Here is a 14,058-nt window from a genome sequence, read left to right on the forward strand (position 1 = left end):
TCACCGCGTCACCGCGTCACCGCGGCGCCGACGCCCGGTCAGCGCGTGCGCTGCACCCGCGCCTCGCGCCAGACGGGCTCCGCGGCCTCGCGCACGGCACCGTCGGACCCGAACACCAGGAACCGGTCGAACGAGCGCGCGAACCACCGGTCGTGCGTGACGGCCAGCACCGTGCCCTCGTACGCCTCCAATGCGTCCTGCAGCGCCTCGGCGCTCTCCAGGTCGAGGTTGTCGGTCGGCTCGTCGAGCAGGAGGGCGGTGGTCCCCGCGAACTCGAGCAGCAGCACCTGGAGCCGGGCCTGCTGTCCACCGGACAGACTCTCGAACCGCTGGTCCGCCTGCCCGTGCAGCTCGTACCGGCGCAGCGCCGGCATGGATCGCCCGAGGTCGGCGGCGTGCTCCTCGCGGAGGATCTGCACGAGCGTCCGGCCCTGCAGCTCCGGATGCGCGTGCGTCTGCGCGAAGTGGCCCGGGATCACGCGAGCGCCGAGCGCCGCGGTGCCGGTGTGCGCCACGTCCTCACCCGCGAGGAGCCGCAGGAAGTGCGATTTGCCCGAGCCGTTCGACCCGAGGACCGCGACCCGCTCGCCGTAGAACACCTCGAGGTCGAAGGGCTGCATGAGGCCCGTGAGCTCCAACTGCTTCGCGGTCACCGCGCGTACCCCGGTCCGCCCACCCCGCAGGCGCATGGTGATCTCCTGCCGACGCGGCGGCTCCGGCGGCGGCCCGGCCTCCTCGAAGCGCCGCAGCCGCGTCTGCGCGGCTTGATACCGGGATGCCATGCCGTCGTTGAACTTCGCCTGCTCGCGCAGCGTCAGGACGAGCTTCTTGAGCTGCTGGTGCCGTTCGTCCCAGCGTCGCCGGAGCTCGTCGAACCGGGCGAAGCGTTCGTCGCGGGCGCGGTGGAAGGTGGCGAAGCCCCCGCCGTGCACCCAGGTGTCCGATCCGCCGGGGGCGGGCTCGACGGCGACGATCCGGGTCGCCGCGCGGGAGAGCAGTTCCCGGTCGTGGCTCACGAAGAGCACGGTCTTGGGCGTCTGCCGCAGCTGCTCCTCGAGCCATTCCTTGCCCGGCACGTCCAGGTAGTTGTCGGGCTCGTCGAGGAGGAGGACCTCCGCGTCACCCCGGAGCAGTGCCTCCAGCGCCAGCCGCTTCTGCTCGCCGCCGGACAGCGAGGTCAGCCCGCGCCACTGCGCGCGGTCGTAGGGCACGCCCAGCGCCGCGACGGTGCACGCGTCCCACAGCGTCTCGGCCGCGTAGCCGCCGGCGTCGCCCCAGTCGGTCAGCGCGTTCGCGTAGCGGATCTGGTTGGCGTCGCCGTCGTCGTCCATGAGCACCAGCTCCACGGCGTCCAGCTCGCGCGCCACCGCCTGCAGTCGCGGAGGGGAGACGGACAGCAGTAGATCGCGGACCGTCCGGTCGTCGCGCACCGACCCGATGAACTGCGGCATCACCCCGACACCGCCGCTCGAGGTCACCGTGCCGCCGTGCGGCTCCAATTCGCCCGCGAGGAGGCGCAACAGGGTGGTCTTGCCCGCGCCGTTGCGGCCGACGAGGGCGGCGACGGCACCGTCGCCGATCCGGAACGAGACGTCGCCGAGCAGCGCCCGTCCGTCCGGCAGGTAGTACTCCACGTGCGTCGCCTCGAGATGCCCCATTCGTCCTATTCTGGACGTGGCGGCCGCGTGGACGCTAGTCGATTTCCCCGGCCGCCGCCTGCGCCGCGACGCCGTCGAGGACGGCGCCCAGCGTCGTGAGACCGGCGACGGGGCCTTGCGCGGAGCGGTACCAGTCCAGGGGCGCTCCGACGGTGCCGCCCCAGGTCCCGACCCATCCCCGCAGGTCGCCGAAGGCGTGCGCGTACGGCAGGCCCCGCTCGAAGAGCTGTGCGCGCTGTTCCGGCGGCAGCGCGCCGACGTTCGTCGCGATCAGGTACTGCCGCATCCCGCCCACGCCGGCCGCCAGGCGGCTGCCCGCGACGGTCCGCTCCGGGAGCAGGAGGGCGGCCACCGTCAGACCCAGTCCGAGGATGATCACGGCGAGCGCCCAGAGCACCGTCGCCCCGACGAACGCACAGATCAGCGCCGCGATCGCGCCCACCTCGGCCACCGCGAAGGCGAGCGCCGTCCGGCGCGCCCGGTGGAGCGCGCGGACCCAGCCGCGCTCGATCACGGACGCGCGGGCCGCGGATCGGGCACCGGACAGCGCCACGGGCCGGGCGCCGCCCGTGAGCTCGCCGGTCGTGGTGGACTCGGCGCCGTCCGGCAGGATCGCGTCGACGACGGCGCGCTCGGTGGGCGAGACGGCGTCGTCGAGCGGCGCGCGGCGGGAGATCTGGTAGTCCCCGCCCGGCAGCTGGGCGATCCAGAGGTAGCCGCGGACCGCGAGGTCGAGCACCGTCGCGCCGATGTCGGACGGGCGCACGCGGCCGTCCACCAGCGCACCGACCTGGCCGGGGAGGACACCGTCGGGCGAGGCGAAGGCGACGGTGCCGGCCCGCCCACCCGCAGCGCCCGCGGGGACGAGCAGGTCGGCAGTCGGGCCCGCGGACTCGGCCGCCGCGTCGTCGGCGCGGCGGCGCAGCAGCGCGAACCCGGCCGCTGCCAGGGCGAGGACGGTGCCCAGCGACAGTGCGATCAGCGCTGCGGTACCGGGCTCGGCGGCGCGGGACGGGGCCGCGGAGGTGAACCTCGCGTCCGCCTTCACCGTGCGCGCGGGCAGGAGCACGGTGAAGACCGCGGCCTTGCCCTTCGGCAGCCCGGTCTGTTGCATGGAGACGTGCCCGGTGGCGTCGGTCTCGGTCATGGAGCACAGGCGCCGCTCGCCGGGACTGCCGATGCCGCACAGCGGGGAGTCCGGCGCGGAGGCCGGAGAGCCGAACGTGGCGGTGAGGCGTTCGAGGTCGACGGTGTACCCAGCGGCGATCGGCCAGGTGAACTGCTGCAGCTCCGGGCCGTTCTCCACCGTGCCGCGCACGGTGTACGTGACCTTCGTGGTGCCGCCCGGCGCGGAGACCTGCAGTGCGCCGTCGGCGACAGCGGCGGTGCCGTTGTCCGCCTTCACGTCGGACACCGTGAAGTGCTGGATCCGGGAGCCCTCGACCTGCACGTCGAGCGGGAGTCGCTGCGCCACAGCGCGACCCGTAGGGGCGGTGATCGTCGTCGTCACGCCGAGCGTGCCGTCGTCGCGGAGGTCCATCGCGACGTCCACCCCGACGCCGTTCGGATCGGCCGCTGCGGGCGCGACGGCGAACAATGCCGCCAGCAGGCCCACGAGCACGATCGCCGCCGGCCTGCCGAGCAGCCCCGCACCACGCATCCCTCTGTCCTCCCACATGGCTAGGTACGATAACGGACGTCCAGGGGTGGAGAGGGGCGCAGACGTGGGGAATCCGTACGATCCGCGGGGCCGCGGCTACCCGCGCCCGGGCACGCCCGCTGGGCCTCCGCCGCCGCGCCGGGTCCCCGTCCCGCCGCCCGCGCAGGCCCCACGTCCCGCACCCGCGCACGGTCTCTCGGGTCAGTACCGCATCTCCGCCGGCGTCCGCAGGCCGACGGTGCCGCCCCGCCCGGCCGGCCCGGTCCGTCCCTACGCCCCGAGTTACGGCCCCGGAGCCGCGCGCCCCGGAGTCCCTCGGCCGCAGGTCGCGCAGCCCGCGTATCGGCCCGTCCCGCAGCGACCGGTCCCCGCGGCGCCGCCCCGCGTCGTGCCTCCCGCCCAGTGGTCGATGCCCGCCCCGTACCGCGGGCCCGCCGGCAACGGGGCACCCGTCGGGTACGGGCGCCCCGTCGGCTACGGGGCGCCGGCGTGGGCGCCGCTCCCGCCCGTGCGCTCCGGCGGCGGACCGTGGGTCGCCGTGCTGGTCGTCGCGATCGTGGTGCTGATCGCTCTGCTGCTGGGCGTCGCGGTGCTCGCGCTGGCGGGCAGGTCGACGGTGGACACGGGTGCGTCGCCCACGGGGGCGCCGGGCGGCCCCGTCACCACGTCGGAGGCCACCTCGACGCCCCCGGCCGCCACCACGCGCACGACCTCGCAGCGCGGGACCACCGGCTCGTCCGTGTCGGCCGGCTCGACCCCCACGGGAACGGCTGCGCTCCAGGGAAATCCGCTGTTCGCGAATGCGAACGCCGGGCTGCCGACCCAGCCGTGCACCGCGACGGGCTGGCCCTCCGACAGCGCTGCGGGCAAGCGCTTCTTCGACAGCATCGCGCCGTGCCTGGACCGGGCCTGGCAGTCGGCGACCGAGGGCGCCGGACTGAGTTACCGCAAGCCCACCGTGCTCGTGCCGTCCGGTACGAAGCTCTCCTCGCCGTGCGGCACGACCGATCTGGCGACGGAGAACGTGGCGGCGTTCTACTGCCCCTCGAACGAGACCCTCTACATGCCGCCGAGTGGGTTGGAGGTGGACCGCTACGGGAACCAGCCGGTGATCTACCTGTCCGTCTTCGCGCACGAGTACGGGCACCACGTGCAGCGGGTGACCGGCATCCTCGCCGCCGAGGTGCGGCTGGAACGGCAGTACGGCCGCACCTCGGACCGCGGGCTCGAGGTCTCGCGCCGCACCGAGCTGCAGGCGCAGTGCTTCAGCGGGATGCTGGTGAAGTCGGTGAGTGACACCGGTGGTCAGTTCACCAGCCGCGACTACCGGACGGCGTTCGAGGACCAGGAGCGGGGCGACCAGCCCGGCTCCGACCGCGACCACGGGACCAGCGCCCACGCTCAGGGCTGGTGGAACACCGGCTACCAGACGAATCGACTGGCGCGGTGCAACACGTGGGCGGCGTCGTCGAACGACGTGGCGTGAGCACAGCCCCGCCCGGCGGAACACCCTCGCATGCGCTGACTAGAATCGTGGGGTGACTACTGCGCCGCGCGACTCCGCTCTCGACCGACTCCCCGCCGCCTGGGAGCCCGGTGCGGTAGAGGCGGACATCTACGCCGGCTGGGTGGGCGCGGGCTACTTCACCGCCGACAACACCTCGCCCAAGCCCGCGTTCTCCGTGGTCCTGCCGCCGCCGAACGTGACCGGCAGCCTGCACCTGGGCCACGCCCTGGACCAGACCATCACCGACGCGCTGTGCCGCCGTAAGCGGATGCAGGGCTACGAGGTGCTGTGGCTGCCCGGCACCGACCACGCCGGCATCGCCACGCAGTCCCTCGTCGAGAAGCAGCTCGCCGCGGAAGGGACCAGCCGCCGCGAGATCGGCCGCGAGAAGTTCCTCGAGCGCGCCTGGGCCTTCAAGGAGGCCAGCCACGGCAACATCACCGGCCAGATGCGTCGCATCGGCGTGGGCATCGATTGGTCCCGCGAGCGGTTCACCATGGACGAGGGCCTCTCGCGCGCCGTCCAGACCATCTTCAAGCAGCTCTTCGACGCCGGTCTGATCTACCGCGCCGAGCGACTCGTCAACTGGTCCCCGGTGCTGCAGACCGGCATCTCCGACCTCGAGGTCGACCACAAGGAGGTCGACGGGGAGCTCGTCTCCTTCCGGTACGGGTCCATGAACGACGGTGAGCCGCACATCGTCTGCGCCACCACTCGCCTCGAGACGATGCTGGGCGACACGGCGATCGCCGTGCACCCGGACGACGAGCGCTACCGCGCGCTGGTCGGGACGACGCTCGCGCACCCCTTTCTCGACCGCGGCATCCCCGTCGTGGCCGACGACTACGTCGACCCCGAGTTCGGTTCCGGCGCGGTGAAGATCACCCCCGCGCACGACCCCAACGACTTCGCCCTCGGCCAGCGGCACGGCCTGCCGATGCCCACGATCATGGACGAGACCGCCCACATCGTCGGCACCGGAACGCCGTTCGACGGCATGGACCGGTTCGCCGCCCGCAAGGCGATCCGTGAGGCGCTGGCCGAGCAGGGCCGCATCGTCAAGGAGATCCGCCCGTACCGGCACAGCGTCGGCCACAGCGAGCGCTCCGGCGAGCCGATCGAGCCGCGGCTGTCGATGCAGTGGTGGGTCAAGGTGGATCGGCTCTCGAAGGCTGCTGGTGACGCGGTCCGCAGCGGCGACACCACGATCGTCCCCGAGTCGCTGGCGCCGCGGTTCTTCGACTGGGTCGACGAGATGCACGACTGGAACATCTCCCGCCAGCTGTGGTGGGGCCACCGCATCCCCGTCTGGTACGGCCCGGCCGACGCGGACGGCGTGCGGGACGTGGTGTGCTGCGGCCCCGACGACACACCGCCCGCGGGCTACGAGCAGGACCCCGACGTGCTGGACACCTGGTTCAGCTCGGGCCTGTTCCCGTTCTCCACGATGGGCTGGCCGGACTCCACGGCCGACCTGGCGAAGTTCTATCCCACGTCGACGCTGATCACCGGCTACGACATCATCTTCTTCTGGGTCGCCCGGATGATGATGTTCGGCACCTTCATCGGCGAGGAGCCGAACGCGCCCGGCAAGGTGCCCTTCCACGAGGTGCTGCTGCACGGCCTCGTGCGCGACGAGTTCGGTAAGAAGATGTCCAAGTCGAAGGGCAACGGCATCGATCCGCTGGACTGGGTCGAGGAGTACGGCGCCGACGCGCTGCGCTTCACCCTGGCCCGCGGCACCATCCCCGGCGCCGACCTCAACGTGGGCGCCGACGCCGCGGCATCGTCGAGGAAGTTCGCCACCAAGCTGTTCAACGCCACCAAACTGGCGCTGATGAACGACGCGCACGTCGGTGAGCTCCCGGCCCGCGATCAGCTCACCGACGCCGACCGCTGGATCCTGGACCGCCTCGCGGCGGTGCAGGCCGAGGCCGACGCCGCCTTCGACGCGAACGAGCTGGGCAAGGCGTGCGAGGCGCTGTACCACTTCGCGTGGGACGAGCTGTGCGACTGGTACCTGGAGGTCGCCAAACTGCAGCTGCACGCCGCGAACGATCACGGCGACGCGGCGCTCGGCGAGAACACCCGCCTGGTGCTCGGCAAGGCCCTCGATGTCGTGCTGCGGATGCTGCACCCGACGATGCCCTTCGTCACGGAGGTGCTGTGGAAGGCCCTCACCGGCGGTACCTCCCTGGTGATCGCCGACTGGCCGTCCCGCGACTGGGCGCCCGCCGAGATCCCCGCCGACGGTGTCGAATCCGCCCGCAGCTTCGCGGACCTGCAGCGTCTCGTCACCGAGATCCGCCGGTTCCGCAGCGACCAGCTGCTCAAGCCGGGCCAGCGGGTCGCCGCGCGGCTCACCGGCCTCGACGGGGCGGGCCTGACCTCGCTCGCGGCCGCGGCCGCGAACCTGTGCCGCCTGACTCCGCCGGAGGAGGGCTTCGCCGCCACGGCGTCGCTCGAGGTCCGGCTGGCCGGGGGCACGGTCACCGTCGAACTGGACACGTCCGGCACCGTCGACCTGGGGGCCGAGCGGGCGCGCCTGGAGAAGGACCTCAAGGCCGCGCAGAAGGAGCTCGACGGGACCACGGCCAAGCTCGGCAACGAGGCCTTCCTGGCGAAGGCGCCCGACGCCGTCGTCGACAAGATCCGGGGGCGGCAGAGCGTCGCGCAGGAGGAGGTCGAGCGGCTGACGGCGCGGATCGCGCAGCTCGGCGGGGGCGCCGCGTGACGGTCCCCGCCTTCGCCGCCGACCCCGACGACCTGGCCGAGCTCGCCCGCGTCGAGGCGGAACTCGATCAGCGCTGGCCCGAGACCAAGATCGAGCCGTCCCTGGCGCGGATCTCCGCGCTCATGCAGCTCCTCGGCTCGCCGCAGGACGCGTACCCGTCGATCCAGATCGCAGGAACGAACGGCAAGTCGTCGACGGCGCGCATGATCGACTCGCTGCTGCTCGCTTTCTCGCGCCGGACGGGCCGGATCACCAGTCCTCACCTGCAGCTCGCCACCGAGCGCATCGCGGTCGACGGTGCGCCGCTCACAGCACGTCAGTACGTGGAGACCTACCGCGAGCTCGAGCCCTTCATCGAGCTCGTCGACGCGCAGTCCGAGGCCGCCGACGGTCCGCGGATGAGCAAGTTCGAAGTGCTCACCGCGATGGCCTTCGCGGCGTTCGCCGAGGCCCCCGTCGACGTGGCGGTGGTGGAGGTCGGGCTCGGCGGCACCTGGGACGCCACGAACGTCGTGACGGCCGAGGTCGCCGTGATCACGCCGATCGGCCTCGACCACGTCGAGATCCTGGGCCCGGACATCCCGTCGATCGCGGGGGAGAAGGCGGGGATCATCAAGCGCGCGCCCGAGCGGCTGATCCCCAAGGACACCGTCGTGGTCGTGGGCAAGCAGGAGCCGGCCGCCATGGACGTGCTGCTCCGGAAGGCCGTCGAGGCCGATGCGGCCGTCGCGCGTGAGGGCTCCGAGTTCATGGTCGTCGAGCGGCGCGTCGCCGTCGGCGGGCAGCAGCTGACCCTGCAGGGCCTGGGAGGCGTCTACGACGAGATCTTCCTGCCCCTGCACGGCGAGCACCAGGCGAACAACGCCGTGGTCGCGCTCGCCGCGGTAGAGGCCTTCTTCGGCGCGGGCGCAGACCAGCAGCTCGACCTCGACACGGTGCGGGAGGGCTTCGCGAAGGCCGCGTCGCCGGGCAGGCTCGAACGCGTCCGTACCGCCCCGACGGTGCTCATCGACGCCGCGCACAACCCGCACGGCGCGCAGGCGCTGGCGCGCACCATCGAGACCGAGTTCGGTTTCCACACGCTGATCGGCGTGGTCTCCGTGCTCGCCGACAAGGACGCGATCGGCGTGCTGACCGCCCTGGAGCCCGTGCTCGACACCGTGGTGGTCACGCACAACGGCTCGCCGCGGGCGCTCGAGGTCGAGCGGCTCGCCGCGATCGCCGAGGAGATCTTCGGCGAGGACCGCGTCGTCACCTCACCCACGATGATCGATGCGGTCGAGACCGCGATCGCGCTCGCCGACGACGAGTCGGACGACGGCTTCGACACCGGCGCACCGGCGTCGGGCGTCGGCGTGCTCATCACCGGCTCGGTGGTGACCGCGGGAGCCGCGCGTTCGCTGTTCGGAAAGGAACCCCAGTGAGTACCCAGCGGTTCACGCCGCCCACCAAGGACCCGTGGAAGAGCTTCCGCGGCATCCTGTCCGGCACGCTGATCCTCGAGATGATCGTGATCCTGTTGGCCCTGCCGGTGGTGATCCGGCTGTCCCCGGGGCTGTCGGGCCTGAAGGTCGCGTACGTCCTGATCCTGGCCGCGGCCTGCTTCGCCGGCTGCATGGTCGTGAAGAAGCCGTGGGCCATCCCCGCGATCTGCGCGCTGCAGGTCGCCGTGATCGCCGGCTTCGCGGTGCACTGGGGGATCGGCGCCGTGGGCGTCGTGTTCGCCCTGGTCTGGGCGTACATCGTCTACATCGAGCGGGACGTGAAGAAGCGGATGGCCGAGGGGCGGCTGCAGGGCCAGGAGCCGATCGCGGACTGAGCCGGCGCACCGTCCGGGGGACCGTCGTCGACGGTGACCGCACCGTCCCGTTAGTCTGTGCCCGTGACTGAGCGGACTCTGATTCTCATCAAGCCCGACGGCGTGCGGCGCGGCCTGTCCGGGGAGATCCTGGCGCGCATCGAGCGGAAGGGCCTGACCATCGCGGCCCTCGAGCTCAAGCACGTCTCCATCGAGGTGGCCGAGGGCCACTACGCCGAACACAAGGAGAAGCCCTTCTTCGACTCCCTGCTCGAATTCATCACCTCCGGGCCCGTCGTGGCCGCGGTGCTGGAGGGCCCCCGCGCGATCGCGGCGTTCCGTCAGCTCGCCGGCGGCACCGACCCCGTGGAGAAGGCCGTGCCGGGCACCATCCGCGGTGACCTCGGCCTGGAGACCCAGGAGAACCTCGTGCACGGTTCCGACTCGCCCGAGTCCGCTGCGCGCGAGATCGCCCTCTGGTTCCCCGGTCTCGCCTGACCTGCGTCGACCCACGTCCCCCGGGCCCGCGCCGCGCGAACCGCGCAGCGCGGGCCCGATACTTTTCCGCCGCGGCTGTGACGTGTGGGATGATGAGTCGGACGCACGTCGGCGCGCGCAACCGCGCAGCACCGACCGGCCCGGCAGCTCGGCGAACACCGAGCAAGCGTGCGCCACGCACGAGACACGTGCAGACCTTGACAAACGTGAGGCTTCAGGTCACCTGGAGCCCCACCACACGACACGCCCCCGCGTGGCCGCGACCGAGTAGTGATCGCGCCCGGGGGTCGGTAGGAGATTCAGTGGCCGACAACACGTCGCCGGAAGAACAGAACAACGAAGCTCGGGAGGAGTTCCCGCAGAAGCTGCGCGTCCACGCGCTGGCGCGTCTGCTCGGGCTCACGAGCAAGGAGGTGCTCGCGCACCTCGGTGATCTCGGATTCGTCGCGCGCAGTGCGCACTCGAGCATCGACCGCAGCGCCGCCGAGCGCGTCCGCGATCGCATCGCCGAGCTCGCGGGCGGAGCACCCGAAGTCGCTGACCAGCAGGTCGCGGCCGAACCCGCCACCGCGGCACCCGCCGAGCCCGTCGAGGAGACCCCGTCCCTCTTCTCCGAGGCCGCAGTCATCGAGCCCATCGCCGAGGTGGCCCCGTCGACCATCGACACCACGGTGCCGCTGTTCCTGCAGCCCGAGCAGGTCGAGCCCGCGCCGCGGAAGGCGCGCGCGCCGAAGAAGAAGGACGTCGTCGAGGACGCCCCGGAGCCCGAGGCCCCGGCCGTCGACGCTCCCGCGACCGAGCAGGACACCGAGCCGGTCGCCGAGGCCGCCGCCGAGCCGGCGGAGTCGGCATCGTCGTCCGACGATTCCGCGGACGACGAGGGCGCCGGCAATCGCCGCCGCCGCCGGGGCCGTCGTGGCCGCGGTCGCGGTCGCGGCGAGAACGCCGACGAGCAGGACGGCCAGGACCAGGCCGAGCAGACCGACGGTGCGCCCGCGCAGGACGCGAGCACCGACGAGCAGCAGCCCGAGGCGGACGGCGCGGCCGCCGCCGAGGAGAAGACCGACGAGGCATCGTCGGACGGCGCCGAGGGCGATGACGTCGAGGACGTGACCGACGGTGGCTCGCGTCGCCGCCGGCGCCGTCGCCGGCGCCGCACGGGCGCGGGGGAGGACGGCGCCGAGGCGGCCTCGTCCGACGACCCGCCCAACACCGTCGTCCACGAGCGCGAGCCGCGGGAATCGCGTCAGCGCGCCCGCCGCGACGAGGTGCGCGGCATCAGCGGCTCGACCCGCCTGGAGGCCAAGCGCCAGCGCCGCCGCGACGGCCGCGACACCGTACGCCGCCGCCCGCCGATCCTCACCGAGTCGGAGTTCCTCGCCCGCCGCGAGGCCGTCGACCGCGTGATGGTGGTGCGCGAGCGCACCGGCGTGGGGCCGTCGCAGGGCCAGGACGGCCACACCGTGCCGCACCCCGCCGACTACACCCAGGTCGCGGTCCTCGAGGACGGCGTGCTGGTGGAGCACTTCGTCACCTCGTCGAGCTCGGCGTCGATGGTCGGCAACATCTACTTGGGCCGCGTGCAGAACGTGCTGCCCTCGATGGAGGCCGCGTTCGTCGACATCGGCCGCGGCCGCAACGGCGTGCTCTACGCCGGCGAGGTCAATTGGGACGCCGCCGGTCTCGACGGCAACGCCCGCAAGATCGAGCAGGCCCTCAAGCCCGGCGATCAGGTGCTGGTGCAGGTCTCCAAGGACCCGGTCGGCCACAAGGGCGCCCGGCTGACGACGCAGATCTCCCTCGCGGGACGCTTCCTGGTGTACGTGCCGGGCGGCGGCTCCGCCGGCATCTCGCGCAAGCTGCCCGACACCGAGCGCAAGCGCCTCAAGGAGATCCTCAAGGAGATCGTCCCCGCCGACGCGGGCGTGATCATCCGCACCGCGTCCGAGGGCGTGAGCGCCGAGGAGCTCGCGGGCGATGTCGCGCGGCTGCAGGCGCAGTGGGCCGAGATCGAGGCCGCTTCCTCGCAGAAGGGCGTCAAGGCGCTCTACGAGGAGCCGGACCTGCTGGTCAAGGTCGTCCGCGACCTCTTCAACGAGGACTTCAGCAAGCTCGTCATCGAGGGCCGCAAGGCCTGGGACACGACGTCGAAGTACGTCGGTGATGTCGCTCCCGACCTGCTGCCGCGGGTCGAGAAGTTCGAGAAGGCCCACGCTGACGCGCCGGACGTCTTCGCGACCTTCCGCATCGACGAGCAGCTCGCGAAGGCCATGGACCGCAAGGTCTGGCTGCCCTCGGGCGGCACCCTGGTCATCGACCGCACCGAGGCGATGACCGTCGTGGACGTCAACACCGGCAAGTTCACCGGCGCCGGCGGCAACCTCGAGGAGACGGTCACCCGCAACAACCTCGAGGCGGCCGAGGAGATCGTGCGGCAGATGCGCCTGCGCGACATCGGCGGCATGATCGTCGTCGACTTCATCGACATGGTCCTCGAGTCCAACCGCGACCTCGTGCTGCGGCGCCTCACCGAGGCCCTGGGCCGCGACCGCACTCGCCACCAGGTCTCCGAGGTCACCTCGCTGGGCCTGGTCCAGATGACCCGCAAGCGGATCGGCACGGGCCTCGTCGAGGCCTTCTCCACGCCGTGCCAGGCGTGCGCCGGCCGCGGCATCATCGTCCACGACGCGCCCGTCGAGTCGGCGGGCGGCGGCGAGGAGGCCGGCCGCTCGGGGGAGCGGTCCGAGGGCACGGGCCGCAAGAAGCGCAAGCGTTCCAAGTCCGACGGTGCCGTCCAGGCCCCGGAGGCGCAGCCCGCGCCCGCGAAGGAGCCCGTCGCGCACAAGGGTGAGCATCCGATGTTCCGGGCGATGGCGGCGCACCACGATGAGGACGGTAACGAGGTGGCCGCGCCGGTGACGGAGGCGGCGGCCGAGGCACCCGAGGTGTTCGATGTGGCGCCCGAGGCACCTGCCGCCGAGCCCGAGCAGGCTCCGGCGGCGCAGGCCGCGCCTGCTGCCGCACCGCCCGAGGCCGCACCGGTGGCCGAGCAGACGCCGGCGGAGCAGGCACCGTCGGCCCCGCGCCGCCGCCGGGTGGCGCGGAAGGCGCCCACCACGACGTCGGCGTCCGCGCAGACGATCGTCGTCGACATCGCGATCCCCGTGCCCGACGCGCCGACCGCCCCCGCGGGCGATGCGGCCGGTGCATCGGTGGCGGAGCCCGCGCGCAAGCGGGCCCGGCGCCGTGCCGCTGCCCGGCCCGCGGGACCGGCGGCGGGTGGCGTCGAGGGTGACGGTGCCGACAAGGCGGACCAGCCGGTTTGACCCTGGCGTCGGCGTTCCCGTAGCCTGGGAAGGTCGCTTTTCCGGCGGCGCGCTCGTGTGTGCGTGTTCCGGAGTACCCGCGTGATACGAGCCGCGCACCTGGCGCGCGCTGAACTACGAGATGTGTAAGAAGAGGTAAGCCCGAAGATGGCCACGTATGCGATCGTCAAGACCGGCGGCAAGCAGTACAAGGTCGCCGTCGGCGACCTGGTGAAGGTCGAGAAGATCGACGGTGAGCTCGGTAGCAGCGTCAAGCTGCCCGTGGCGCTCGTCGTCGACGGTGCGAACCTCACCACCGACGCCGCCGCGCTGGAGAAGATCTCGGTCACCGCCGAGGTCGTGGATCAGGTCAAGGGACCGAAGATCCGCATCCACAAGTTCAAGAACAAGACCGGCTACCACAAGCGTCAGGGCCACCGGCAGAAGCTGACGGTCGTCAAGGTGACCGCGATCGCCTGACCGGCGAATCAGACCACTCACACTTTTAGTACAGGAGTAGCCAGATGGCACACAAGAAGGGCGCGTCCAGCTCGCGCAACGGTCGTGATTCCAACGCCCAGCGACTGGGCGTCAAGCGGTTCGGTGGCCAGAAGGTCAGCGCCGGTGAGATCATCGTCCGCCAGCGCGGCACCCACTTCCACCCCGGCGTGCTCGTCGGCCGTGGCGGCGACGACACGCTGTTCGCCCTCGCGGCGGGCGCCGTGGAGTTCGGCACCAAGCGTGGCCGCAAGACGGTCAACATCGTGCCGGTCGCTGCGGAGGCCTAGTCCGCGGCAGCAGTACGAAGTCTTCTCGAAGGCGGGCGTGGTCTCCTTGTCAGGGGCCCGCCCGCTTTCGTCTTTCCGCCCTCGGGCGGGCACACGGTAGAAAGAGGTTC

10 protein-coding genes are annotated in these 14,058 nt (G+C 72.3%); 8 read left to right on the forward strand and 2 right to left on the reverse strand.

Features of this window, described 5'->3' with window-relative positions; translation table 11 throughout:
• Window positions 1-38: 38 nt before the first annotated feature.
• Both AXK60_RS10065 and AXK60_RS10070 read right to left on the reverse strand, forming a co-directional pair.
• On the reverse strand, window positions 39-1,658 hold the full coding sequence (locus AXK60_RS10065; RefSeq protein ID WP_068571010.1) for an ABC-F family ATP-binding cassette domain-containing protein: 1,620 nt from the start codon (window positions 1,656-1,658) through the stop codon (window positions 39-41).
• A gap of 34 nt (window positions 1,659-1,692) precedes the next feature.
• Window positions 1,693-3,336, reverse strand: coding sequence for a DUF2207 family protein (locus AXK60_RS10070; protein ID WP_082777946.1), 1,644 nt, complete (start codon window positions 3,334-3,336; stop codon window positions 1,693-1,695).
• 46 nt (window positions 3,337-3,382) lie between these two features.
• Here AXK60_RS10070 and AXK60_RS10075 point away from each other — a divergent pair, with 46 nt between their 5' ends.
• The 8 genes from AXK60_RS10075 (at window position 3,383) to rpmA (ending at window position 13,948) form a co-directional block, all read left to right on the forward strand.
• Window positions 3,383-4,804 (forward strand): neutral zinc metallopeptidase, encoded by a 1,422-nt coding sequence (locus AXK60_RS10075; protein WP_139057864.1) that lies wholly within the window; start codon window positions 3,383-3,385, stop codon window positions 4,802-4,804.
• Between the two features lie 52 nt (window positions 4,805-4,856).
• Window positions 4,857-7,559, forward strand: coding sequence for a valine--tRNA ligase (locus AXK60_RS10080; RefSeq protein WP_068571013.1), 2,703 nt, complete (start codon window positions 4,857-4,859; stop codon window positions 7,557-7,559).
• Entirely contained in the window at window positions 7,556-8,983 is a 1,428-nt protein-coding gene (gene folC / locus AXK60_RS10085) for a bifunctional tetrahydrofolate synthase/dihydrofolate synthase (protein ID WP_068571014.1), read from the forward strand. The genes AXK60_RS10080 and folC overlap by 4 nt, the downstream gene beginning before the upstream one ends.
• Window positions 8,980-9,378 (forward strand): DUF4233 domain-containing protein, encoded by a 399-nt coding sequence (locus tag AXK60_RS10090; protein WP_068571015.1) that lies wholly within the window; start codon window positions 8,980-8,982, stop codon window positions 9,376-9,378. Before folC ends, AXK60_RS10090 begins: the two co-directional genes overlap by 4 nt.
• A 63-nt stretch (window positions 9,379-9,441) precedes the next feature.
• The gene (ndk, locus tag AXK60_RS10095) at window positions 9,442-9,855 is read left to right on the forward strand and encodes a nucleoside-diphosphate kinase (protein WP_068571016.1); all 414 of its coding nucleotides are present in this window, start codon (window positions 9,442-9,444) and stop codon (window positions 9,853-9,855) included.
• A gap of 302 nt (window positions 9,856-10,157) precedes the next feature.
• Window positions 10,158-13,181, forward strand: a complete 3,024-nt coding sequence (locus AXK60_RS10100; protein ID WP_068571017.1) for a translation initiation factor IF-2 N-terminal domain-containing protein — start codon at window positions 10,158-10,160, stop codon at window positions 13,179-13,181.
• A 147-nt stretch (window positions 13,182-13,328) separates the two neighbouring features.
• Entirely contained in the window at window positions 13,329-13,640 is a 312-nt protein-coding gene (gene rplU, locus AXK60_RS10105) for a 50S ribosomal protein L21 (protein WP_068571018.1), read from the forward strand.
• Window positions 13,641-13,684: 44 nt separating this feature from the next.
• Window positions 13,685-13,948, forward strand: a complete 264-nt coding sequence (gene rpmA, locus AXK60_RS10110; RefSeq protein ID WP_068571019.1) for a 50S ribosomal protein L27 — start codon at window positions 13,685-13,687, stop codon at window positions 13,946-13,948.
• The last annotated feature ends 110 nt before the right edge of the window (window positions 13,949-14,058 follow it).

The organism is Tsukamurella pseudospumae (assembly GCF_001575195.1).
GTDB classification, from domain to species: domain Bacteria; phylum Actinomycetota; class Actinomycetes; order Mycobacteriales; family Mycobacteriaceae; genus Tsukamurella; species Tsukamurella pseudospumae.